This window comes from Aeromonas sp. CU5, from assembly GCF_002586745.1.
Taxonomy (GTDB): domain Bacteria; phylum Pseudomonadota; class Gammaproteobacteria; order Enterobacterales; family Aeromonadaceae; genus Aeromonas; species Aeromonas sobria.
In genome coordinates this window covers 1,286,127-1,311,338 of sequence record NZ_CP023817.1, presented here as the reverse complement: position 1 = coordinate 1,311,338, position 25,212 = coordinate 1,286,127, and the positions used below count along the sequence as shown (strand labels likewise).

The 25,212-nt window shown below is 58.0% G+C and carries 17 protein-coding genes and 1 pseudogene; 5 read left to right on the top strand and 13 right to left on the bottom strand.

Annotation, left to right across the window (positions count from 1 at the left end):
* Positions 1-92 precede the first annotated feature (92 nt).
* Positions 93-488 carry a MerR family DNA-binding transcriptional regulator gene (locus CK911_RS05880; RefSeq protein WP_098969304.1) on the top strand — a complete coding sequence of 132 codons (396 nt, stop codon included), beginning with the start codon at positions 93-95 and terminating at the stop codon, positions 486-488.
* A gap of 124 nt (positions 489-612) precedes the next feature.
* On the opposite strand, the gene rplY is transcribed toward CK911_RS05880, so the two are convergent.
* The 5 genes from rplY to CK911_RS05855 form a co-directional block, all read right to left on the bottom strand.
* Positions 613-900 (bottom strand): 50S ribosomal protein L25, encoded by a 288-nt coding sequence (rplY, locus tag CK911_RS05875; protein ID WP_042023867.1) that lies wholly within the window; start codon positions 898-900, stop codon positions 613-615.
* A 113-nt stretch (positions 901-1,013) separates the two neighbouring features.
* Positions 1,014-1,895 (bottom strand): hypothetical protein, encoded by an 882-nt coding sequence (locus tag CK911_RS05870; RefSeq protein ID WP_098969303.1) that lies wholly within the window; start codon positions 1,893-1,895, stop codon positions 1,014-1,016.
* A gap of 92 nt (positions 1,896-1,987) precedes the next feature.
* Positions 1,988-5,899, bottom strand: a complete 3,912-nt coding sequence (gene hrpA, locus CK911_RS05865; protein ID WP_098969302.1) for an ATP-dependent RNA helicase HrpA — start codon at positions 5,897-5,899, stop codon at positions 1,988-1,990.
* 243 nt (positions 5,900-6,142) lie between these two features.
* Positions 6,143-6,565 (bottom strand): CBS domain-containing protein, encoded by a 423-nt coding sequence (locus CK911_RS05860; protein ID WP_042023873.1) that lies wholly within the window; start codon positions 6,563-6,565, stop codon positions 6,143-6,145.
* 119 nt (positions 6,566-6,684) lie between these two features.
* Entirely contained in the window at positions 6,685-7,977 is a 1,293-nt protein-coding gene (locus CK911_RS05855) for an HD-GYP domain-containing protein (RefSeq protein WP_098969301.1), read from the bottom strand.
* Positions 7,978-8,443: 466 nt separating this feature from the next.
* On the opposite strand from CK911_RS05855, the gene CK911_RS05850 reads away from it, so the two are divergent.
* Together CK911_RS05850 and asd are read left to right on the top strand one after the other, a co-directional pair.
* Positions 8,444-9,709 carry a D-amino acid dehydrogenase gene (locus tag CK911_RS05850; RefSeq protein WP_098969300.1) on the top strand — a complete coding sequence of 422 codons (1,266 nt, stop codon included), beginning with the start codon at positions 8,444-8,446 and terminating at the stop codon, positions 9,707-9,709.
* 322 nt (positions 9,710-10,031) lie between these two features.
* The gene (gene asd / locus CK911_RS05845; protein WP_033112620.1) at positions 10,032-11,144 is read left to right on the top strand and encodes an aspartate-semialdehyde dehydrogenase; all 1,113 of its coding nucleotides are present in this window, start codon (positions 10,032-10,034) and stop codon (positions 11,142-11,144) included.
* 110 nt (positions 11,145-11,254) lie between these two features.
* Here asd and CK911_RS05840 read toward each other — a convergent pair.
* Both CK911_RS05840 and CK911_RS05835 read right to left on the bottom strand, forming a co-directional pair.
* A pseudogene (locus CK911_RS05840) lies at positions 11,255-11,505 on the bottom strand (formate dehydrogenase accessory sulfurtransferase FdhD); the annotation flags it as partial.
* Positions 11,506-11,729: 224 nt separating this feature from the next.
* Positions 11,730-12,395 carry a TetR/AcrR family transcriptional regulator gene (locus tag CK911_RS05835; protein ID WP_172954090.1) on the bottom strand — a complete coding sequence of 222 codons (666 nt, stop codon included), beginning with the start codon at positions 12,393-12,395 and terminating at the stop codon, positions 11,730-11,732.
* 274 nt (positions 12,396-12,669) lie between these two features.
* On the opposite strand from CK911_RS05835, the gene CK911_RS05830 reads away from it, so the two are divergent.
* Both CK911_RS05830 and CK911_RS05825 read left to right on the top strand, forming a co-directional pair.
* Positions 12,670-14,610 carry an amidohydrolase gene (locus tag CK911_RS05830; RefSeq protein ID WP_098969298.1) on the top strand — a complete coding sequence of 647 codons (1,941 nt, stop codon included), beginning with the start codon at positions 12,670-12,672 and terminating at the stop codon, positions 14,608-14,610.
* Between the two features lie 652 nt (positions 14,611-15,262).
* Complete coding sequence (locus CK911_RS05825) at positions 15,263-16,210, top strand: hypothetical protein (protein ID WP_098969297.1); 948 nt, start codon at positions 15,263-15,265, stop codon at positions 16,208-16,210.
* Between the two features lie 98 nt (positions 16,211-16,308).
* Here CK911_RS05825 and sucD read toward each other — a convergent pair whose 3' ends face one another.
* From sucD to sdhA, 6 genes are all read right to left on the bottom strand, one after another.
* On the bottom strand, positions 16,309-17,181 hold the full coding sequence (gene sucD, locus CK911_RS05820; protein WP_033116130.1) for a succinate--CoA ligase subunit alpha: 873 nt from the start codon (positions 17,179-17,181) through the stop codon (positions 16,309-16,311).
* Positions 17,181-18,347, bottom strand: coding sequence for an ADP-forming succinate--CoA ligase subunit beta (sucC, locus tag CK911_RS05815; RefSeq protein ID WP_042023890.1), 1,167 nt, complete (start codon positions 18,345-18,347; stop codon positions 17,181-17,183). The genes sucD and sucC overlap by 1 nt, the downstream gene beginning before the upstream one ends.
* A 116-nt stretch (positions 18,348-18,463) precedes the next feature.
* Positions 18,464-19,651, bottom strand: coding sequence for a 2-oxoglutarate dehydrogenase complex dihydrolipoyllysine-residue succinyltransferase (gene odhB, locus CK911_RS05810; protein WP_098969296.1), 1,188 nt, complete (start codon positions 19,649-19,651; stop codon positions 18,464-18,466).
* A gap of 34 nt (positions 19,652-19,685) precedes the next feature.
* Positions 19,686-22,493 (bottom strand): 2-oxoglutarate dehydrogenase E1 component, encoded by a 2,808-nt coding sequence (sucA, locus tag CK911_RS05805; protein ID WP_098969295.1) that lies wholly within the window; start codon positions 22,491-22,493, stop codon positions 19,686-19,688.
* A 104-nt stretch (positions 22,494-22,597) separates the two neighbouring features.
* Positions 22,598-23,314 carry a succinate dehydrogenase iron-sulfur subunit gene (locus CK911_RS05800; RefSeq protein WP_098969294.1) on the bottom strand — a complete coding sequence of 239 codons (717 nt, stop codon included), beginning with the start codon at positions 23,312-23,314 and terminating at the stop codon, positions 22,598-22,600.
* A gap of 130 nt (positions 23,315-23,444) precedes the next feature.
* Positions 23,445-25,211, bottom strand: a complete 1,767-nt coding sequence (gene sdhA / locus CK911_RS05795) for a succinate dehydrogenase flavoprotein subunit (RefSeq protein WP_042023903.1) — start codon at positions 25,209-25,211, stop codon at positions 23,445-23,447.
* Position 25,212: the final 1 nt, after the last annotated feature.

The window sequence follows — 25,212 nt, the reverse complement described above, 5'->3', positions numbered from 1 at the left end:
AACATAGGCGGTCTGGCGCGATGGAACAAGAGTTGCAGTGCCGTTTACGTTTAGGTAAGGTGCCCATCAGGAACGTTCGCCAAGAAGCCTGTATGAACAAAAGCAAGGATGATAAACGGCGCTACAGCATCAGTGAGCTGGCCCGGGAATTTGATATTACAACGCGCAGCATTCGCTTCTATGAAGATCAGGGTCTGCTGGATCCAAGCAGAGAGGGTCAGACCCGGATCTACAGCAAGCAGGATCGGGTGCGTCTCAAGCTCACCTTGCGTGGCAAACGGCTTGGTTTTAGTCTGGCGGAGATCCGCGAATTGTTTGATCTCTACGATGCCGACAAGAGCAGCCGCAGCCAGCTGCAGACCATGCTGGGGCTGGTCGCAGAGAAGCGGGAGACACTGCAACAGCAGATGGAAGATATCAGGATGGTACTGCTGGAACTGGATGCAGCCGAACAGCGTTGCCAGCAAGCACTCGGTCAATTGAGATAGCCTGGATCAACTAGCACCGCCCGGCATCTCATGCTTCGGGTCGCTGCTGGCTGGCTTTATTAAATACCAGATAGCAAAAAGCCACTCCTGAGAGTGGCTTTTTCTTCAACTGAATAGCTCGCGATTAAACGCGAACGAAGTCCAGGTGAACCAGCTTGTAACGTACAGGGTGACGCTGGATAGCTTTCACTTTTACGTTAACTTCTTCGCCATTGATAACCATGGTCAGTACAGACTCATAGAATTCCGGCTTCTCTTGAGCCAGAACAATTTTCTTGTGGTCAACAGCGATGGACAGTGCTTCTTTACCAGCACCGTAGATGATGGCAGGAACTTGGTCAGCGTGACGCAGGCGGCGGCTCGCACCTTTCCCCAGGTCAGTACGGACTTCAGCTTGGAATACGAAAGACATAGTGTGTATCTCTTTTAAGATGAATTTATGGTGTTAACTGCGACCGGTCAACACCTCGCAAAACGAGCGCGAATACTACCACGGGCTAAATAGGGATACAAGGTAGATGCCCCTTACCTCCGCTGCCCCTGCTCCAGGCGGGCAAATTGCTGCTGGCGCTGGGCCGCACTCAAAGCATCGAACTGCGCCAGTGTCTCGGCGCGAGGGCAATAAAGTCCATCCCCCGTCCTGACGTTGATGCTGTTACCGAGCCGCCCCTGATTTTCGGCTACCAGCGCCAGTAAATAGCTATAGGTATCCGCCCCCCGGGCACTGGATAACTGGTTGGCAATGCGCCACAGGGTCTCACCCGCGGCGACCTGATGGCACACCGTATGCTGCGTACCCGCTGCCGGAGCAGAGAGGGTGAGCATGGTATCGCTGCTCACTGATGACTCAGCCACGCGACTGGCCAGCGTCATATCGGCAGGCTTCATCCCTTTGGTGGACAGCATTCCCGCTGCACGCGGCGTCAGCCCAAGCTTTGCCAGCAGGGGTTCGCTGTTGTCCGCGGGAATGGGCATATCAGTGCCGCCAAACGCCCCTTGGGGGATATGAAACTCGGCGATAAAAGGGATCACAGACTGCGCAGTATCAACATCAACCGGCGAACGACTCCCCTGCTGCATCACGGCAACGGCCTGGCCAGACGCGACCCCATAGGCCATCTCATCGATACGCCGCAGCCTTGCCAGATAGGTTTTAGAAAGCTGCGCCTCCCCCTCGAACAGATCAAAGGGGGGCACTAATCTGGCAGGAAACAGGATCTGCCAGCGACCCTGTTTCTGCTTTTGAGCCAAAGGCGGAAACTGATTGCCGCGCCAGGCAACAAACATCGCAGGCGGGGTACGCGCCAATGGGTAGTATTCCGGGTTTAATTGCACCCATGTGTGTTCCGCAATGGGTTGATAGCCGCTGATCATCACCTGTGCGACCCCTAACCAGATCCCCAGCATCCTTGCCTCCTGATCCCCAGAGGAAGGGAGCCGCCACACAGCAGCCCCTTCTCATTCTCTATATCACGCTGTTAAAACAGACAGATAGCAGCTTAGCACTGCGCAATGGCGTTAAGCACCCGTTTATCTGAAACCGGATAGGGGGTCCCCAGATTCTGGGCAAAAAATGACACCCGCAGCTCCTCGATCATCCAGCGGATATTAGCCACCTCGGTCGGTACCAGCTGGGATTTGGGGATCTTGGCCAACAGCCCCTTGTAATCGCTTTCCACGCTCTGCACCTTGAGCATGTAGACCCGATCCCGGTTGGGGTCGATAGCCAACTTCTCCATGCGCCGCTCAATGGCACGCAAGTAACGCAACAAGTCCGGCAGCCGCTGCCAGCCGGTCTCGGTCACAAAGCCTTTATGGATCAGTTTGTCGAGCTGGAGCTGAATATCTGACATGGCGAACGCGGTATCGAGCTGCATCTTGCCCTTGAGCCGCTTCTTGATCTCATGGGAGAGGGTCAACACCGCCTCTACCTGCTTGGCCACCTCCACCACCGCATCGTTGAGCTCGGCCCGGACAAACTCTTTGAGCCCCTCAAAACCGGCCTCATCCCATGCCAATCCACCATGCTGGGCGATCAGCTTGTCGCAACCGCAGGCGATGCAGTCATCAATCAGCTCGGCCACCTTGCCAAAGGGATTGAAGTAGAGCCCCAGCTTGGCTTTATTGGGTAGCTTCTCTTGCAGGTACTTGATGGGAGAAGGCACGTTGAGCAGCACCAGCCGGCGCTGACCCGCCCACATCAGTTGCTGCTGGGCCACCGGACTCTCCACCAGCTGGATGGAGACCGAGTCTTTCTCATCCACCAGCGCCGGATAAGCCTTCACTTCGAAACCGCCCCGCTTCTGGCTGTACTCCTGCGGCAACTCGCCAAAGCTCCAGAGGGTCAGGCCGGATTGTTCGATATCGTCATCAGCCACTTGCGACAAGGTCTCCTGCACCTTGCCACGCAGGGATTCTTTCAGCGCGTCCAGATCTTTCCCTTCCGCCACCTGCTTGTGCTTGTCATCCACTACCCGAAAGGTGAGCTTCAGGTGATCGGGCACCGCATTCCAGTCCCACGACTCGCGAGGCACGGTGACCCCTGTCATCCGCCGCAGCTGACGCTCCATCTCGTCCAACAACGGCCCCTGCTCGGGATTAAGGCTGGCCAGCAGCGCATCGGCATAGTTGGGCGCCGGTACGAAGTTTTTGCGCATCGGCTTTGGCATCGACTTGATCAGCGCGACCAACAGCTCGTGGCGCAGCCCGGGGATCAGCCACTCGAACCCCTGCACGTCTACCTGATTCAGTAGCGGCAACGGAATATGCAGGGTGACGCCATCGGCAGCCTCCCCCGGTTCAAACTGATAGCTCAACTTGAGCTTGAGCCGCCCCTGCTGCCAGAAGTTGGGATAATCAAGATCACTGATGTGGGCCGCATCCCCCTTCATCAACATCTCTTTCTCGAAGTTGAGCAGTTCGGGATCCTGCTTGTGGGCCTCCTTCCACCATTTGTCGAAGTGGCGGCTTGATATCACCTCCTCCGGCAAACGGGCATCGTAGAAGCGGAACAGATCCTCGTCATCCACCAGAATGTCGCGGCGACGGGATTTGTGCTCCAGCGCTTCCACCTCGGCCAACAATTTGCGGTTTTCGCCAAAGAAGCGATGACGGGTCTCGAAATCCCCCTCCACCAGCGCGCGGCGGATAAACAGCTCACGGCACAGGGCCGGATCCAGGGTGCTGAAGTTGATGGTCCGCTCATTGACCAGGGTCAGACCGTAGAGGGTCACCTTCTCCTTGGCCATCACGGCACCATTTTTCTTCGACCAATGGGGGTCACTGTGGTGCAATTTAATCAGATGCGCTGCCAGCGGCTCCACCCATTCGGGTTCGATCTTAGCGTTGACCCGGGCGTAGAGCCGTGAGGTCTCCACCAACTCGGCGGCCATCACCCACTTGGGCGGCTTCTTGAACAGACCAGACGCCGGGAAGAGGTGGAAACGACCGTTGCGGGCGCCGAGAAACTCAGGTTTTTCCAGATCCTTGTTACCGATATGGCTGAGCAACCCGGTCAACAGCGCACAGTGCACCGTCTTGAAGTCTGCCGGTTCATGGTTGGCTTTAAAACCGAGCTCTTTTACCGTCTGGCGCAACTGGAAGTGGATATCCTGCCATTCGCGTACCCGCAGGGAGGAGAGAAACTCCTTCTGACACATCCGGCGGAACGGGTTGCTGCCCAGCAGATCCTGCTGCTCTTTGAGGTAGTTCCACAGATTGACGAAGGCGAGAAAATCCGAGTCTTTGTCTTCAAAGCGTCGGTGCTGCTCGTCGGCGGCCTGCTTTTTCTCCATCGGCCGCTCGCGAGGGTCCTGGATACTGAGACCGGCGGTGATCACCATCACCTCACTCAAACAACCGGTTTGCGCTGCGGTGATCACCATCTTCGCCAGACGGGGATCAAGGGGGATGCGCGACAGCTGACGACCGGTATCGGTCAGTTGCAGTTTGGCTTCCAGCTCCTGCCCTTGTGATTCACGGGCCGGCAGTTCACGTACCGCTCCCAGCTCTATGAGCAGCGTCAGGCCATCCTTGATATGACGCGACTCGGGTGGCTCAACGAAGGGGAAGGCTTCCATATTGCCAAGCCCCAGCGCCAGCATCTGCAAGATGACCGACGCCAGGTTGGTGCGCAAGATCTCGGGATCGGTAAAGGCCGGACGGCCGTTGAAATCCTCCTCCGAGTAAAGCCGGATACAGATACCGTCCGCCACTCGGCCACAACGCCCTTTACGCTGGTTGGCACTGGCCTGAGAGACCGGCTCGATGGGCAGGCGCTGCACCTTGGTACGCCAGGAGTAACGGCTGATCCGGGCTGTACCCGGATCGATGACATAGCGGATGCCCGGCACTGTGAGTGAGGTCTCTGCCACGTTGGTGGCGAGCACGATACGCCGTCCTGCATGCTGCTGGAACACCTTGTTCTGCTCGGCGTTGGAGAGACGGGCGTAGAGCGGCAACACCTCGGTATCGCGCAGATTGAGTTTGCGCAAGGCATCGGCGGTATCACGGATCTCCCGCTCACCGTTCATGAAGATCAGGATGTCCCCCAGCCCTTCACGGGCCAGTTCTTCTACCGCGTCGAAGATCCCCTGCAGCTCGTCGCGCTCCTCCAGCCCTTCACTTTTATCACTGGCAAGGGGGCGATAACGCACATCAACGGGATAAGTCCTGCCGGAGACCTCGATCACCGGCGCCTTGTTGAAATGGCGAGAGAAACGCTGCGGATCAATAGTGGCCGAGGTGATGATCACCTTGAGGTCCGGGCGCCGTGGCAGCAGTTGCTTGAGGTAACCCAGAATGAAGTCGATGTTGAGGCTGCGCTCGTGGGCTTCATCGATGATGATGGTGTCGTACTGGGTGAGCATCCGGTCATTCTGGATCTCTGCCAGCAAAATACCGTCTGTCATCAGCTTGATGTGGGTCTGCTCGCTCACCTGATCGGTAAAGCGCACCTTGTAACCCACATATTGACCCAGCTCGGACTCCATCTCCTCGGCAATACGCGCAGCAACGGTTCGGGCCGCCAGACGTCGCGGCTGGGTGTGACCGATAAAGCCCTTCACCCCGCGCCCGAGGGCCAGACAAATCTTGGGGATCTGGGTGGTTTTGCCCGAACCGGTTTCCCCGGCGATGATCACCACCTGATGTTCACTGATCGCTTTGGCGATCTCCCCCTGCTTCTGGCTGACCGGCAGGTTGGCTGGATAGGTGACCTTGGGCACGCCGGCCAGACGCGACTGATAGCGCGCTTGCGCGGCATCCAGATCAGCGGCAATGGTCTCAAGCACAGCAGTCTGCTTAGCCTCCGGCAGTTTCTTGACCCCGTGCAGACGGCTGGAGAGACGACGGGCGTCGAGGTTCATGCAGGCGGAAAGGCGGCGGCGCAGCGCCTCGATAGAGAGAGACAAGGTACGAATTCCTTAAATGAGAGCCCGACAAGGGGCCATATCGATAAGCTGCGGCAGATCCTAAAGAGCGAGTGACACAGGTGCAAGCCCTAACATCATGCAAGCCAAGCGGCCGGGATGTGCCACTGATGATCAGCGAACGAATTGGGACATTTTTTGTGATGGCATACATCATCGCTAATTGATGCCCCAACATAGTCAAAGCAGGCCGAAGCCTGCTTTGGGGAAGAGAATATCTGGGGATCAGCCGTGGGAATGGTGGACAAAACAACTGGTAAGCTGGGCGTGAATGGCCTGCATCACGTTGTGACGGTTGATCACCCCGAGCAGCCGTCCATCCTGCACCACCGGATAGATCTTCGGCTTTTGCCCCATCATCATCTCTGCCAGTGCCAGAATGCTGGTATCGGGTCCGACCGTCAGCACCTCGTTGCGCATCACATCCTTGACCTGCGCTATTTGCTCGCAGTGATAGGCCTCCTTGAGCATCACAGCAATACAATCCTGCTCCGAGATCCAGCCGATCAAATGCCCCTTCTCATCCACCACCGGGCCGCCCAATTGATGACTGTTCAAAAATTTTTCGACCGCAGACTGCACCATCATGTCGGCAGTGAAGGTAATGGGCCTGCTTTGCATATAATCTTGGGCTTTTAGCGATTCCATATCGACTCCCCTATTGTGGTCAGTAACGCTGGCCTCATGCGCTTATTCCGGCAAGCGCTATGCACCGCTTATTGCAAGCATAGCTGGCTCGCGGTTAGATGTGCGCCGCCACCCGCACGTTAGTGGCCATATAAATCAACCGCTTTGGCAACCGGAATGGCCGCCTGCATCATGGCTGGCAGATTATCAGCGAGGACCGCAACCACTGCAGGATCGACTCGCCCCTGACCTGCCAGTTGCATCATAAAGGCAAGCACCTCACCGGTGGGCAGACCGCACCGATAAGGCCGATCCTGCACCATCGCCTGAAAAATATCCGCTACCCGTAAAATGCGCGCCTCCAATGCCATAGCAGAGGCGGGCAGGTGGAATGGGTAGCCCTCTCCATCAGGCTCTTCGTGGTGATAAGCAGCCCAACAGGCGATCTCTTCAAATCCCTCGATATGGCGCAAAATCTGGTAAGTTTCGAAGCTGTGGGTATTGATAACGGCACGCTCGGCCCCCGTCAGACGGCCGGGTTTATCCAAAATTTCGTCCGGCACCCTGAGCTTGCCCAGATCGTGCAATAATCCCGCGATTTCGAGCATATCGCAATGAGTCCTACTGACCCCCATATCTTCGGCTAGCAAACGTGACACACGGGCAACCCCCAGGGAGTGAGCCATGGTAAAGGGGCTCTTGGCATCAACAATGCCGGAAAAGATCCGCGCCAGCGCTTTCAGTTCTCCATTGGAGGTCAAGCAAGGTTCCCGCTCCCGCAACATTTCCAACATGTAATCATTGATGGCTCTAGCTTCCAGTTGCAGCCAGAACGCTTCCGCACGGGAGGTGTCCAAAAAGGCATCCACCAGCTCAGGGGCAAAAAACTCGCCGCTACATGACTGCAATTTTGCGCGAATGTCACTGGTATGCAGCAACAGTGTGCCATCACCATAATAGGGTGCTGCCAGCGCATCACAGCGATCCACCAGAAAGATAAGGTTCGCCTGAAGAGCGACCTTGGCGTCGACTTCACGCAGCTTGCACAGCTGATACCAGTGGGTGTGATGATAACGGATGGGCAGAGCCAGAGGGGCCAGCGGTCGAAAGTCCTTGAGTAGTTGATATCCCACCTCACAGTGGCGCTGGGACGACTCCCAATCGAACTCGCTAACAAGGTGATGGTGAGTAATAGTTGAAGAGACACCGATGTCGTGCAGCACCCCTAACTCGAACAACAAGCAGCGTTCAACATCATCCATTCCCAAGTTACGGCTACATTCTGCAGCCATAATCCCGACCCGCTTACCATGAGCCACATCACCGATCCCCACCAAATCAAGTGACGCCGACAGGGCATACACCACCTGCCGAAGATCTACCTGCAACGAAATTGTGCTCGTCCCTGCATGCTCATTGTTCATGATCCACATCCCATGCGGTGCTATTTTCTACGTTATGCTGAATAGAATGAGTCGATTTACACCCTCTTAAATATTAAGTTAGTCAACAAAAGCCGCTTTTACCTCATAGCCCCGATAAAGCAGGCACTGTCACCACAACGTGTTGGAAGACCAGTCTGCAATCGACTTGGGAACCACCATCAAAATACACCCGCCTGCCAATACCTTGCTTAGCTAACCTGGCACTGCCAGACTTGCCTCCCCACCCTGCTGGCAGTGATTTCCCCACGCTCCAGCAAATGACATACCACAGGCCCCTTGGCCAGATTAAGTCACACACAACATGTAACTGGGGCATCGCCCTTTTAGCACCACAAACACCAGCCAGTTCGATAGCGGCAGATGAAGATCCCAATCCTGCGCAGAGCGGTTGAATATCCTGTGGCGGCTGATTAAGGTGGTGGCCACATCAGAACATCAGTCAAGGAAAGACGGTATGAAGATTGTCATACTCGGTGGCGGCGTGATTGGGGTAACCAGCGCCTGGTATCTAGCCAAAGCGGGTCACAAGGTGACCCTGCTGGAGCGGCAGAGTGGCGTCGCCCTTGAAACCAGCCATGCCAACGCCGGGCAGATATCCCCCGGCTATGCGGCCCCCTGGGCGGCCCCTGGCATCCCGCTCAAGGCCGCCAAATGGATGCTGCAAAAGCATGCCCCCTTCACGGTGCGCCCTACCGCCGACCCCTTCCAGCTGCGCTGGATGCTCAGAATGCTCGCCAACTGCACCCCGACCGCCTATGCCACCAACAAGGGGCGCATGGTGCGTCTGGCCGAATACAGCCGCGACTGCATGAAGCTGCTGCGCGACGAGCTGAGCATCGATTACGAAGGGCGCCAGCTCGGCACCCTGCAGCTGTTTAGAAGCCAATCCCAGCTCGATGCCAGCCAGCGCGATATCGAGGTGCTGGAGGAGTATGGCGTCCCCTACCAGTCCCTCGATGCCAGCGGCTGCGAAGCGGCAGAGCCTGCGCTGGCGCGGGTGCGTGGCAAAATCGTCGGCGGCCTGCGTCTGCCCGGCGACGAGACCGGCGACTGCTTCCGCTTCACCAAGGCCCTTGCCCTTGAAGCCGAGAAGCTCGGGGTCAAGTTCGTCTTCAACTGCGACATCGACGAGATTGAGCAAGCCCGTGGCCGCGCCGTGGCGGTGCGGGCGGGCGAGCAGCGCTATCGCGCCGATGCCATCGTCTGTGCGCTCGGCAGCTATGCCACCGGCTTTTTGCGGCCGCTGCTGCGCCCGCTCGGGCTGGAGCTGCCGGTCTATCCGGTCAAGGGCTACTCCCTCACCCTGCCGATGATCAACGCCGAGGCCGCGCCGCGCAGTACCGTGCTCGATGAAACCTACAAGGTGGCCATCACCCGTTTTGACGAGCGGATCCGGGTCGGCGGCATGGCGGAGCTGTCGGGCTACAATCTTGCCCTCAACCCGAGACGCCACGACACTCTGGCGATGGTGGTGGGCGATCTCTTCCCCGAGGGGGGTGATATCAGCAAGGCCGAGTTCTGGACCGGCCTGCGCCCCATGACGCCGGACGGCACCCCGCTGGTGGGGCCGAGCCCCATTCCCGGTATCTGGCTCAATACCGGCCACGGCACCCTGGGCTGGACCATGGCGGCCGGTTCGGGTCAGCTGTTGTGCGATCTGATCAGCGGCAGCGAACCCGCCATCAGCGATGAGGGGCTGACCCTCGCCCGTTACGGCTAAGCGCCCACGCTGTCGGGCTGTTTCACTTGCCATTTTATTGACAGGCCACCGCCATAACCGGTGGCCTTTTCGTCTGATATTGACCTCTCCCCCACCCGCCTGTCGCAGCTACGCGGTCCCTGCCGGTTAATGCAGCAAACGGCACAGAATATTGCGCAATTCGACTTGCGCAAGCCGCCACAATCCGTAATGTGGATAGACGCATTTTTCGCAGCGCATATTTTTTAAATGGCCTGTAAACCGCTTGTAAACAGGCGTCGCCAGACAAGGGGTTACGGGTGTCATCGCGAGTTTCTTTAGCAGCAATCCAGGGTAGGACACTATGAAAAAAGTAGGTTTGGTCGGTTGGCGTGGCATGGTGGGATCGGTTCTGATGAGCCGGATGCAGGAAGAGCAGGATTTCGCCCATATTCAACCCACATTCTTCACCACCTCCCAGGCCGGTGAGGCCGCACCCAACTTTGGCGTCGATGCCGGTACCCTGCAGGACGCCTTCGATATCGCGGCGCTGGCCAAGCAGGATATCATCATCACCGCCCAAGGCGGCGACTACACCAAGGATGTCTATCCGCGTCTGAAAGCCGCTGGCTGGCAGGGTTACTGGATTGACGCCGCCTCCTCCCTGCGGATGGAGAAAGATGCCGTCATCATTCTGGATCCGGTCAACGGCGACGTGATCGAGCAAGCCCTGAACGACGGCATCAAGACCTTCGTTGGCGGCAACTGCACCGTCAGCCTGATGCTGCTGGCCCTCGGCGGCCTGTTCAAGGCCGATCTGGTGGAGTGGGTCAGCGTGGCCACCTATCAGGCAGCCTCCGGTGGCGGTGCCCGCCATATGCGCGAGCTGGTCACCCAGATGGGCATGCTGCGCGATGAAGTGGCGGTCGAGCTGGCCGATCCTGCCTCCGCCATCCTCGACATCGAGCGCAAGATCACCGAGAAGACCCGCTCCGGCACCCTGCCGGTGGACAACTTCGGCGTGCCGCTGGCCGGTGGCCTCATTCCCTGGATCGACACCAAGCTCGACAACGGCCAGAGCCGCGAAGAGTGGAAGGGTCAGGCCGAGACCAACAAGATTTTGGGTATCGAAAACGCCGTCATTCCGGTGGATGGTCTCTGTGTGCGGATCGGCGCCCTGCGCTGCCACAGCCAGGCCTTCACCATCAAGCTGAAAAAGGATGTGCCGCTGGCGGAGATCGAAGCGCTGCTGGCTGCCCACAACGACTGGGTGAAAGTGATCCCCAACGATCGCGACATCACCGCCCGCGAGCTGACTCCGGCGGCCGTCACCGGCACCCTCAGCATTCCGGTGGGTCGTCTGCGCAAACTCAATATGGGCCCTGAGTATCTGGCCGCCTTTACCGTGGGTGACCAGCTGCTGTGGGGCGCCGCCGAGCCGCTGCGCCGCATGCTGCGTATCCTGCTGGCGCGCTAATTCGCTACAGAAGCAGAAAAAACAAGGGCGGGGAGTCACACTCCCCGCCTTTTTATTGCTTGTTTTTTAGTCAGTCGTCTTTGCCTGATGAGTGGGCCTGTAGCTTTCCATCACTTAAGCAAGATCCGCTGACAACCGCTGTAGATCTCGGCCCGTCCGAGGCGGCAAAAACCCACCAGCGTCAGCCCGGTCTGCTCGGCCCGCTCGACCGCCAATTCAGTGGCGACGGAGATGGCGAGCAAAATCTCCCACCTGCGCTGGCAAACTTTTGCCCCATCTCTAAGCTGGCGCAGCTGGTCACCAGAATGGCGCCATCCGGCCGACCGCTACGGCACAGATAGCGGAGGAGTGTGGACAGCGATCTTTTAGTAGTAGAGGCCGCTTCTAAAGCGCTTGTTCTTGATCATGGAGAGCAGATCGCAGTTGGTGGCAACCAACCAGCCGCACCTCCACCGCGATGGGGTTGCTGTCAAAAAGATAGGTGTCCCAGATTTCCCTGATTTCCCACCTCGCAGAGATATCTTGCCAGATAGATGCCAGCCGATCATGGCAAAGAGCGCCTGCCCGCACACCTTGCGGTGCCTGTTATGGCGCCACCTTGGCCTGCACCGCTGTGCCCAGCAGCAGGGCTGGCCTTGCCTGCCACACCCGTTCGGGGTCGGGCTCGACAATGGCGGCAGCGATCAGCTGCTCGCTCCAGTGGCGGTGCAGCAGCCACATCTGCTGGCCGAGATCCCCGTCGGCCCGGGTGCACTGCTTGGTGACATCGGCGGTGCGATAGAAATAGCGCACCAGACTCGTGAGCTCTGGCTCGGGCCAGCGGCAGCCAAAATCACGCAACAAGGCTGACCAGAACAGCACCTGTCCCCGCTCATGTTGCTGCTCGACAATTTGAAGATCGGGGATGAGATCCATGGCGTGCCACAAGGCGCCATAGCCGACAAAGCGGCGCTCCAGCGCCTCCAATGCCTCGTCGAGCAGCACCAGCGCCTGTGGCCAGCTGGTCGCCTGCAGCCGGATCGCCTGCTGCGCCTCGCAGACCGCCGCCAGCCACCCCATGGCAAGGCGGCAGATGATCGCCTCCTTGTTGGGATAGAGATGGTAGAGCGACTTGATCCCCACCCCCGCCCGATCGGCAATGGCATTGGTATTGAGGGCAGTAAAACCCTGCTCCTGCAACAGGCTCAGGGTCGCCTCCTCGATACGGCTGGCCACCGCCTGACTGCGCTGCTGTTTGGGTTGGCGGCGCATGGCCAGCACTTGGGGTAACGGCCCCTCGGTCACTGACTCCTCTGACATCACTCCTCCCGGTTGTTGGCCCATCGGCAAGGCGCTCTGGTTGTACATCTTGGTACATCAGCAAAACGGGCACTGCGCACCGCTCGCCACCGATTGATGTGACATAGTAAACAAAACGTTAAATATTTGCAGCAATTGCTGGCATTTTTTGACCGGGCAGCCATAAAGAGATCGCGCTATTTGCAGTAAACGCTGCACAAAACCCGACCTTCAAGGAGATCACTGCATGGATTGCAAGGCACCACACCACTCCCTTTCCTGCACATTGTTGCTGCTCGCCCCGCTGCTGGCGGCCACGCTGGCGGGCTGCCAGCAAACGCAACCGCCCACCGCCGCGCGCACCCTCTACCTCAACGGCAAGATCCACACCCAGGATGGCCTGCGCCAGGTGGCAGAGGCCATGGTGGTGAGCGGCGACCAGTTCCTCTATGTGGGAAACAGGCAAGGGGCCGAGGCGCTCAGCCCCCCCGACACCCAGGTGGTGGATCTGCAGGGGAAGATGGTGCTGCCGGGGCTGCACGACAACCATATCCACCTGTTTGGCACGGTGGCGCTCGATATGTGCGATCTCGACGGCAAGCCGGTCAATCTCGGCGAGCTGGCGGCCAAGGTGAAGCGCTGCCTGCCCCGCTACGCCCCCAAGGCTGGCGACTGGCTGGTGATCAATCAGTGGTCCCCCTACGAGGGCAACACCCCCACCGCCGCTTATAAAACCGTACTGGCGGCCCTCGATGCCGCCGCCCCCGACAATCCGGTGGTGCTGGCCGGGGTCGATGGCCACGCCAGCGCCTACAACTCGCGAGCATTGGCGCAGGCAACCAACCAGAGCGGCAAACAGATAGGCTTCACCGCCGCCACGCTGGCGCCGGGCGGCCTCTTTGCCCCCTTCAAACCCTATGTGGATCTCGATAGCGGCGTCATCCGCGAAGGGGCCCGCAGCGCCATCCCCGCCCCCGACAGCGGCCTGCTCAGCGCCCATGACGAGCAGGCGGCAAGCCAGTATCGCCAGATCCTGCCCGCCGTCTCGACCCTGATGGCCTCGCGCGGCATCACCAGTATTCAGGATGCCTGTGCCACCGACTTTATCCGCGATCGCCTGCGGGAGATGGAAGATAAGGGGCTGCTCAATATGCGGGTCACCGCCGCCACCTGTTTTCACGAGGATGACTACAGCGGCAAGCTCGACATCAGCGGCCATCTGGCCAAGGCCAACCGGGTGCGCGACCAGTTCGTCAGCGATCCGCTGATCAAGGCCGATGCGGTCAAGATCTTCCTCGACGGGGTATTGGAAGGGGATCCCTTCAGCACGCCCCCCTTCCTGCCCAACGCAGGCATGCTGGCCAACTACCAGACGCCCCACCTCGCCATGGATGAGGCAGGCGAGCAGGTCACCATCACCGCCAACAGCGAGGATGCCGGCAGCAATGGGCTGGTCAACTACCGCGCCGCCGATCTCACCCGCTACGTAGGGGAACTCGACAAGGCGGGCTTTGGCATCCATATGCACAGCATCGGCGATCGCACTACCCGCATGGCCCTCGATGCACTGGAAGCAGCCCGCACCAGCAACGGCGATCACGGTATTCCCCACACCCTCGCCCATCTGCAGGTGGTACATCCGGACGATCAGCAGCGGCTCGGCCAGCTTGGCCTCTACCTTACCTTCACCTACGCCTGGACCAACCCCCAGCCCGAATACGACATGCTGGTCACCCCCTTTATCCAGCCAACCCGCAAGGGGCAATCCCTGCATGAGGCGATGTACGATCCCAAGGGGTATCTCAAGCAGGCCCTCTATCCGGTGGCCAGCTCGCGCAAGGCGGGAGCCATTCTGGTGGCCGGCAGCGATGCACCGGTCGACAGCCGCGATCCGCGCCCCTTCGTCAATATGGCCGCCGGGGTCAACCATGCCCCCCAAAGCGGCGATGACTTTCGGGCGAGCCAGCGCATCACCCTCGATCAGATGCTGGATGCCTACACCATCAACGGCGCCCGAGCGGTGCGCCAGCAGGCCGTCAGCGGCTCCATCGAAGCGGGCAAATCGGCTGACTTTATCGTGCTCGACCGGGATCTTTACCAGTTGGTCGCCAGCGGCAAACCAGAGCAGATCGCCGATACCAAAGTCACCCGCACCGTCTTTCGCGGGCAGACGGTCTTTAGCCAATAGGCTCAGGCGAAATGGCGAGTGTGAGGATCTCGTCAGCGGTGAGCTAAGCGCATATGCCGCCAGCCCGGTACCTTGTAAAAGCAAAATGCCGACCTTTGGGTCGGCATTTTTACTTCCGAGAGTGATAGCCAGAACTGATTGCGATGGAAGCTACACAAAGGTCAATAAGCGGGAGTTAGCCCGCGTTCGGCTTGGCTCTTTAACCCAAATCGGCGGGGCATTGGCAACCAGCATGGCCAGCTAGCTGCCCCAAGCAGCGGCAGGATTGATTCACCAACGAAACAGCATCAACCAACTTGGTTGCAACAGCGTAACAATCTTGGGCTACTCGATTCTGGCCGCAGGCAATGGCTGTGGCATACTAACTCCCCGATTGTCCGAATACGCTTCGCTATTCGATCCCACGGGTTGTCACTCAGGGCGATAGCGTAATTGGTAGGTTGGCGCAGAACGTAGCGAAGCCCAACATACGAGATTCATAGGTCAGGGGCAGGTTATAAAACGATAATCTGATTGTAGATGTGATAGCTAAGATAGATGCTCCAAATCTCCTCGCATGATCTCAAAACAATCAACCATTGATATTCACAACCATAAAAAATAAACTACTTCTACACCAACCACCTTAACCAATATTTAAAATGGATTTAAAATGCTACAAAGAATTATTTTATTAATGACATTGCTAATGCTGGTGGGCATCAGTATAAGCCTTTTCATTTCGCCTGAAATATTTAACAAACCTAACTCTATTTTTGACATATTGAGAGCAGGAATGAGAAATATACCCGCATGGTTTGGTGCTATTGCAGGAATATTTGGATCAACACTTCTATCCTATTTTTATGCATTGGACAAACAAAAGCGTGACGACTTAAAAAAAGAACATGAAAAAAATATAGAAAGTGCGTCAAAAATATTAATAACGATCGCGGGCTGTATAGAGCAACTGAAGTCCATTAAACATGTTTATATGAGGAAAATTGAAAATCAAACTAGCATACAACGCTCCTTTAGATCGATGAACTTAGTGTACGGTGAACTAACAGCAGTATCTATTGATGCTGCATCTCTAAGCTTTTTAGTAAAACCAAAAGAAAAAATCGTCTTTCATTTCACAGCAAGCAATCCAGTTTTTATTCAAATAGCAATTGGTCAATATAATGATATATTGGCACTAATGAAAGAAAAAAAAGCCATGAGTGATCGATTAATAACTACATTGTATGAAAGTAAGATAGGTGCGTCTCAATCATACAACATTAGCTTTGAACCAAGTTATTTTTTTGGAAAAAAGACATTCCATGACATAATAAATTTCATTAGGCTCTCGGAATGTTTTTTTAAAACCGTAGATGAAAGTATAGACACGCTATCATCTATAGCGATGGATTTGTCTAGAGAAATGAAGTTGTATGTGAAAGAGCATAATTTCACAGAGAAGTTTTTATCTTACGAAAATGAAAGTCATATTTTTACAAGACCACCAAAAATAGATGTGGAAAGAGAGATTGAAGCCTTGGTCAACCGCTGTATGTACCGGGGAGATAACTTTGACATAGAAAACTGGCCTATATTTACAGCTAGCACATTAAAATAATACACATTTACTTTAACTACCATGTATATAAACCAACATCAATAAAAAAAGCCGCCCATTGGGCGGCATTTTTATTAGAGATAACGGGCGATAAGGAATTACCAGCCGGTCACTTCGCGCAGGGCCTTGCCGATATCGGCCAGGGAGCGGACGGTTTTCACGCCAGCATCTTCCAGCGCGGCAAACTTGTCGGCGGCGGTACCCTTGCCACCGGAGATGATGGCGCCAGCGTGGCCCATCCGCTTGCCGGGAGGCGCGGTAACACCGGCGATATAGGAGACCACCGGCTTGGTGACGTGGGCCTTGATATAGGCGGCCGCGTCTTCCTCGGCGTTGCCGCCGATCTCGCCGATCATCACGATCGCTTCGGTCTGCGGGTCGTTCTGGAACATCTCCAGAATGTCGATAAAGTTGGAGCCCGGGATGGGGTCGCCACCGATACCGACGCAGGTGGACTGGCCAAAGCCCTCATCAGTGGTCTGCTTGACCGCTTCGTAGGTCAGGGTGCCGGAACGGGAGACGATGCCCACCTTGCCCGGTTTGTGAATGTGGCCCGGCATGATGCCGATCTTGCACTCACCCGGAGTGATAACACCGGGGCAGTTGGGGCCGATCATCCGCACGCCGGTCTCTTGCAGCTTCACTTTCACATCCAGCATATCCAGAGTCGGGATGCCTTCGGTGATGGTGACAATCAGCTTGATGCCCGCATCGATCGCTTCCAGGATCGCGTCCTTGCAGAACGGCGCCGGCACATAGATGACGGAGGCAGTGGCGCCGGTCGCTTCAACCGCGTCACGGACGGTGTTGAACACCGGCAGGCCCAGATGGGTGGTGCCGCCCTTGCCCGGAGAAACGCCGCCCACCAGCTGGGTGCCGTAAGAGAGCGCCTGCTCGGAGTGGAAAGTACCCTGACCGCCGGTAAAGCCCTGGCAGATGACTCGGGTTTCCTTGTTAATCAGTACGCTCATCAGTTGGCCTCCGCTGCTTTGACGACTTGCTGCGCGGCATCGGTCAGACTCTTGGCCGCAATGATGTTGAGGCCGCTTTCGGCCAGCTTGATACCACCCAGCTCGGCATTGTTGCCTTCCAGACGCACAACCACGGGCACCTTGACCCCCACTTCCTTGACCGCACCGATAATGCCTTCTGCGATCATGTCGCAGCGCACGATGCCGCCGAAGATGTTGACCAGCACCGCTTTGACGTTGCTGTCGGAGAGGATGATCTTGAACGCCTCGGTTACGCGCTCCTTGGTGGCGCCACCGCCGACGTCAAGGAAGTTAGCGGGCTTGCCGCCGTGCAGGTTGACGATATCCATGGTACCCATGGCCAGACCGGCGCCGTTGACCATGCAGCCGATGTTGCCATCGAGGGCCACATAGTTGAGCTCCCACTGGGCGGCGTGCGCTTCGCGGGGGTCATCCTGTGACGGGTCGTGCATCTCGCGCAGCTTGGGCTGACGATAGAGGGCGTTGGCGTCGATGTTGATCTTGCCATCCAGGCAGTGCAGGTTGCCCTGCTTGGTGATCACCAGCGGGTTGATCTCCAGCAGTGCGAAGTCGCAGTCGAGGAACATCTTGCCCAAGCCTAAGAAGATCTTGGTGAACTGCTTGATCTGATCGCCGACCAGACCCAGCTTGAAGGCCAGTTCGCGGGCCTGATAGGCCTGCGGACCCACCAGCGGATCGATGGCCGCCTTGTGGATCAAATGGGGGGTTTCGTGGGCAATCTTCTCGATATCCACGCCACCTTCGGTAGAGGCCATGAAGACCACGCGGCGTGAGCCACGGTCAACCACGGCACCCAGGTAGAGCTCTTTGGCGATGTCGGTGCAAGATTCAACCAGGATCTTGGTGACCGGCTGGCCGCCCGCATCTGTCTGGTAGGTCACCAGATTTTTGCCAAGCCAGTTCTGGGCGAAAGCACGGATCTCATCCTTGCTCTTGGCCACTTTCACGCCGCCCGCTTTACCGCGACCACCGGCGTGCACCTGGCATTTGACGACCCAGATATTGCCGCCAATCTTGTCAGCCGCTTCGGCCGCTTCTTGTGGGGTAGCACAGGCATAACCTTCGGAGACCGGCAGGCCATACTCGGCAAACAGCTTTTTTGCCTGATATTCATGCAGATTCATAGATGCTCTATCCGTGTTGTAGGTATTTCCGTCCGGGGTTGGTGTTTCTCAATCCCCTATGAATGGGGGCCTGGGCGGCCCCTCGTTATCTTTCGCTCACTCGGGTATTACAGTGCTCAGACGTCCAGCAACAGACGGGTTGGATCTTCCAGCAGCTCCTTGACGGAGACCAGGAAGCCGACCGATTCACGTCCGTCGATGAGACGGTGATCGTAGGAGAGTGCCAGGTACATCATCGGCAGGATCTCGACCTTGCCGTTGACCGCCATCGGGCGATCCTGGATCTTGTGCATCCCCAGAATGGCGCTCTGGGGCGGGTTGATGATCGGGGTGGACATCAGGGAGCCAAACACGCCACCGTTGGTGATGGTGAAGTTGCCGCCAGTCAGTTCATCCACGGTCAGCTTGCCGTCACGGCCCTTGCCCGCCAGATCCTTGATGGCCTTCTCGATGTCCGACAGGCTCATGTTGTCGCAGTCGCGCAATACCGGGGTCACCAGCCCGCGCGGGGTGGAGACGGCGATGCTGACATCGAAGTAGTTGTGGTAAACCACTTCATCGCCATCCAGTGCGGCATTCACTTCCGGATAGCGCTTGAGGGATTCGACCACCGCTTTCACGTAGAAGGACATGAAGCCGAGCTTGATGCCGTGCTTCTTCTCGAAGATCTCGCCGTACTGCTTGCGCAGATCCATGATCGGCTTCATGTTGACCTCGTTGAAGGTGGTCAGCATGGCGGTGGTGTTTTTCGCTTCCAGCAGACGCTCGGCAATGCGTTTGCGCAGACGGGTCATCGGCACCCGCTTGTCACTACGACCGCTGAGCGGCGCCACTTTGGCCGCAGGGGCAGCAGCGACGGGCGCGGCAGCTGCAGGCTGGCTCTTCGCTTTGATGTAAGCCTCCACATCTTCCTTGCTGATGCGACCGCCTTTGCCGGTGCCAGTTACCTTGCTCACATCGATGTCATGCTCGCCAATCAGGCGGCGCACCGAGGGGCTCAAGCCATCGGCGCCGTCATCGGCCACCGCTTCTGCCGGTTTCTCTTTGGTCTCTTCACCCGCCACCGGGGCCGCGTTGAGGATGGCAATCAGCTGACGGGACAACACGGTCGCCCCTTCCCCTTGCAGGATCTCCCCCAGCACACCGGCTTGCGGTGCCGGCACTTCCAGCACTACTTTGTCAGTTTCGATGTCGACCAGCACTTCGTCACGGGCGACCAGATCACCGGGCTTCTTGTGCCAGGTGGCGATAGTGGCATCGGCCACTGATTCCGGCAGGTCCGGTACCTTGATCTCGATAGTCATCTAATCAGTTCCTTTTACTTCTATGCCAGAGGCTTTACAGGGTAAGGGCATCTTCCACCAAGGCTTTTTGCTGCTTGGTGTGGACAGACATATAACCAACGGCCGGCGAGGCTGACGCGGGGCGACCGGCATAACGCAGGGTGGCACCGACCGGCAGCACCCCATCGTAGTGGTGACGGGTGCAGTACCAGGCGCCCTGATTCTGGGGCTCTTCCTGACACCAGACAAAGTCGGTGACATGGCTGTAGTGGGCCAGAATGGCGCGCACTTCCTCTTCCGGGAAGGGGTAGAGCTGCTCAATCCGCACCAGTGCCACATCCTGCTGCTCGGCCTTGCGACGAGCATCGAGCAGGTCGTAATAGACCTTGCCGGAGCAGAACACCACGCGCTTGACCGCTTTAGGATCCAGCGCATCGATCTCGCCGATGGCATTCTGGAAGGTGCCTTCCGCCAGCTCTTCGAGCTTGCTCACCGCCAGTGGGTGGCGCAGCAGGGATTTGGGCGTCATCACGATCAGCGGACGGCGCATCGGACGGATCACCTGACGACGCAGCATGTGGAATACCTGCGCCGGGGTAGAGGGCACGCACACCTGCATGTTGTGCTGGGCACACATCTGCAAGAAACGCTCGAGACGGGCGGAGGAGTGCTCCGGGCCCTGCCCCTCGTAACCGTGCGGCAGCAGCATGGTCAGGCCGCACATCCGGCCCCACTTCTGCTCGCCGGAGGAGAGGAACTGATCCACCACCACTTGGGCACAGTTGGCGAAGTCACCAAACTGGGCTTCCCAGATGGTGAGGCCAGCCGGCTCGGCGCTGGCGTAGCCATATTCAAAGGCCAGTACCGCGTTCTCGGTCAGCACCGAGTCGTAAATCTCGAACGGCCCCTGCTCGTCGTGCAGGTTGCACAGCGGGGTGTAGGTGCTGGCATCGGTCTGATTGTGGACCACGGCGTGGCGGTGGAAGAAGGTGCCACGGCCGGAGTCCTCACCGGTGAAGCGGATGCGGGAGCCCTTGTCCACCAAAGTGGCATAGGCCAAAGTCTCGGCAAAGCCCCAATCCAGCAACTTCTCACCCGCCGCCATCAGACGACGGTCTTCGTAAATTTTCTCAACCTGACGCTGCAGCACATGGGTCGCCGGATACTGGCTCACCCGATCGCCGAGGGATTTGAGGTAATCCAGCGGCAAGGTGCTGTCATAGTGCATCGCCCAGTCGTGACCCAGATAGGGGGTCCAGTCGACGGAGTGCAGCTCCATCGGCCGCCACTCTTTGCTCACCCGCTCACCGCGATCCAGGGTGTCGCGATAGTCGTTGACCAGGGTGGTGGCCAGCTCCTGACTGACAGCGCCCTCGGCCACCAGCTGATCGGCGTAGATCTTGCGCGGGGTCGGGTGCTGTTTGATCTGCTGGTACATCAAGGGCTGGGTCGCACTCGGCTCATCAGCTTCGTTGTGACCATGACGACGGTAGCAGACCAGCTCGATCACCACGTCGCGCTTGAAGGTATTGCGGTAATCCAGTGCAATCTGGGTCACCAGCACCACGGCTTGTGGATCATCGCCGTTAACGTGCAGCACTGGCGCCTGTACCGCCTTGGCGATGTCGGTGCAATATTCGGTGGAGCGCAGATCACGATGGTAAGAGGTGGTGAAACCAACCTGGTTGTTGATGACAATGCGCACCGTCCCACCCACGCCATAAGCACGGGTCTGGGACATGTTGAAGGTCTCGGCCACTACGCCCTGACCGGACATAGCCGAGTCACCGTGAATGGTGATGGGCAACACGCTTGCGCCATCCTTGTCGCCATGGCGATCCATCCGCGCGCGCACCGAACCGATGACAACAGGGTTGACGATCTCGAGGTGGGACGGGTTGAATGCCAGCGCCAGATGCACGTTGCCACCCGGGGTCGCGAAGTCGGAGGAGAAGCCCATGTGGTACTTCACATCGCCGGTGCCCCAGGACTCCCCATGCTTGCCGGCGAACTCGTCGAACAAGTCTTGTGCGCGTTTGCCAAGCACGTTGATCAGCACGTTGAGGCGGCCACGGTGGGCCATACCGATGACGGCCTCTTTGCAGCCCTGCTCACCGGCGCGACGGATCAGCTCCTTGAGCATGGGGATCATGGCGTCGCCACCTTCCAGCGAGAAGCGCTTGGCCCCCGGGAATTTGGCGCCCAGATATTTCTCCAGCCCTTCGGCGGCGGTCAGGCTCTCGAGGAAACGGGTCTTCTCTTCGAGGGTGTAGCTCCCCTTCCCTTCAATGGATTCGAGACGCTGTTGCAGCCAGCGCTTCTCTTCCGTGGAGGTGAGGTGCATGTAGTCGGCACCTATGCTGCTGCAGTAGGTCTTTTTCAGCGAGGCGTACAGATCACCAAGTACCATGGTCTCGCGACCGATGGCGTAGGAGCCCACATTGAAGGTGGCCTCCATGTCTGCGCCCTGCAGGTTGTGGAATGCGGGATCCAGTTCGGCAACGGTTTCACGCTGCCACAGGCCCAGCGGGTCCAGATTGGCATTCTGGTGACCACGGAAACGGAAGGCATTGATCAGCTGCAGCACCCGTACCTGCTTGGCATCCACTTGGGGATCGGTAACAGGGGCGCTGTAACGGGAAGGATCCTTGGCCAGACGACGGAAATAATCGCGGACCTGGGAGTGAGGTTGTTCAACCACGTGGCCATTGACCTGGGGCAGCTCGCTAAACAGGCTGCGCCACTCGTCGGACACGGAGTCAGGATTTTCCAGAAAGGATTCGTAAAGATCCTCGATATAGCTAGCATTCGCACCAGCCAGGTGAGATGACTCCAACCAGGCCTTCATCACGCCGTTATGCATTTCTATCCCTTGTACATCTTGTTACTGCTGCGCAGCTTGTAGGGTTCAAAAAGCCATCCTGCCACGGGTGGGATGGCTCTCCAGACGTTGGGCTAGCCCAAAAACTAAACGGCCCGATTGAGCAACATCGACTTGATCTGGCCAATCGCCTTGGTCGGGTTCAAGCCTTTCGGACAGACGTTCACGCAGTTCATGATGCCGTGGCAGCGGAACACGCTAAAGGCGTCGTCCAGATTACCCAATCGCTCGGTGGTCGCGGTGTCGCGGCTGTCTGCCAGCCAACGGTAGGCTGCGAGCAGCCCGGCCGGACCGATGAACTTGTCAGGGTTCCACCAGAAGGAGGGGCACGAAGTGGAGCAGCAGGCACAGAGAATGCACTCGTACAGGCCGTCAAGCTTGGCGCGCTCTTCGGGGGATTGCAGGTGCTCATGCACCGGCGGCAACTTGTCATCGTTGATGAGGAAGGGTTTGACCTTCTCCCACTGGGTGTAGAACTGGGTCATGTCGATCACCAGATCGCGGATCACCGGCAGCCCGGGCAAGGGACGCAGCACCACGTTATTGCCCTTCTTCAGCAGATCAGAGAGCGGGGTGATACAGGCAAGACCGTTCTTGCCATTCATGTTGAGACCGTCAGATCCACAGACCCCTTCGCGGCAAGAGCGGCGGAAGGAAAGGGTGGGGTCCAGCTCTTTCAACTGGATCAGTGCATCGAGCACCATCATGTCGGAACCTTCAGGAATATCAAGACGATATTCCTTCATATGGGGGACGTTATCAACATCCGGATTGTATCTGTAGACAGAGAATGTGACGTTCATAGGGCTTGGCTCCGCAATCAGTAATACCGCACGTTGGATAAGAGGGAGGGGTGTTCCTCCCCTCTGTTCACAGACCGGCAGATGTCGCGACATACCGGGCATGTGACCTTCATTGTGCTTGTCTCCGTAATCAGTAAGTCCGCACCTTGGGTGGGAACGCTTCACGGGTTTTCGGAGACATGTTGACCGCGCGACGGGTCATGGACTCGGAGTCCGGATGATAGAGGCTGTGGCACAACCAGCTCTCGTCGTCCCGATCCGGGAAGTCAAAGCGGCTATGCGCACCGCGACTCTCGGTACGGAAGTTGGCCGCCACCGCGGTGGCAAACGCCGTCTCCATCAGGTTGTCCAGCTCCAGGCACTCGATGCGCTGGGTGTTGAACTCCTTGGAGGTGTCATCCAGCCGGGCACGCTTGAGGCGCTCGCGAATGAGTTTCAGCTCGGCCAGCCCTTCTGCCATGGCATCACCTTCACGGAACACCGAGAAGTTATTCTGCATGCAGGTCTGCAGGTCCTTGCGGATCTGCACCGGGTCTTCGCCGTCACGGCAATTTTCCCAGCGGTTGAAGCGGGCCATAGCGGCGTCGATGTCGGACTCTGACGCTTCGCGGCCGTGCTCCATCTCGCCCAGGGTGTTGACCAGATACATGCCAGCGGCACGACCGAACACCACCAGATCCAGCAAGGAGTTACCACCCAGGCGGTTGGCGCCGTGCACAGAAACGCAGGCAATCTCGCCCACCGCAAACAGGCCGACCACAGGTACGTCATTGCCATCTTTGTCTTGTGCCAGACACTGGCCATTCACGTTGGTCGGCACGCCGCCCATCATGTAGTGGCAGGTCGGGATGATCGGAATAGGTTCTTTGACCGGATCCACGTGGGCGAAGGTGCGCGACAGCTCGCAGATACCCGGCAGACGGGATTCCAGCACCTCTTTGCCGAGGTGATCCAGCTTGAGCTTGATGTGCGGGCCCCAGGGGCCGTCACAACCACGGCCTTCGCGGATCTCGATCATGATGGAGCGGGCCACCACGTCGCGACCGGCCAGATCCTTGGCGTTGGGGGCGTAACGCTCCATGAAGCGCTCGCCATCTTTGTTAAGCAGATAACCGCCTTCACCACGGCACCCTTCGGTCACCAATACCCCTGCCCCGGCGATGCCGGTCGGGTGGAACTGCCAGAACTCCATGTCCTGCACCCCTACCCCGGCGCGCAACGCCATGCCGACACCGTCGCCGGTGTTGATGTGGGCATTGGTGGTGGACTGGTAGATACGACCGGCACCGCCAGTGGCCAGCACGGTCGCCTTGGCCTTGAAGTAGACCACTTCGCCGCTCTCCATATCGATGGCGGTACAGCCAACGATGTGACCGTCCTGGTTCTTCACCAGATCCAGCGCATACCACTCGGAGAAGACAGTGGTCTTGCTCTTGACGTTCTGCTGATAAAGGGTGTGCAGCAGGGCGTGACCGGTACGGTCAGCGGCCGCCGCGGTGCGAGCAGCCTGCTCACCACCAAAATTCTTGGACTGACCACCAAACGGACGCTGGTAGACAGAACCGTTTTCAAAGCGGGAGAAGGGCAGGCCCATGTTCTCCAGCTCGTAGATGGCCTCGGGGCCCGTCTTGCACATGTACTCGATGGCCTCCTGGTCACCGATATAGTCGGAGCCTTTGACGGTGTCATACATGTGCCACTGCCAGTTGTCGTCGTGGGCATTGCCCAGCGCAACCGTGATCCCGCCCTGAGCGGAAACCGTGTGGGAACGGGTTGGAAAGACCTTGGACAACAGAGCGCAGCTCTTGCCGGACTGGGCAATCGAGAGCGCGGCGCGCATACCGGCACCACCGGCACCAATCACCACAGCATCAAATTCACGAGTTGGAATAGTCACC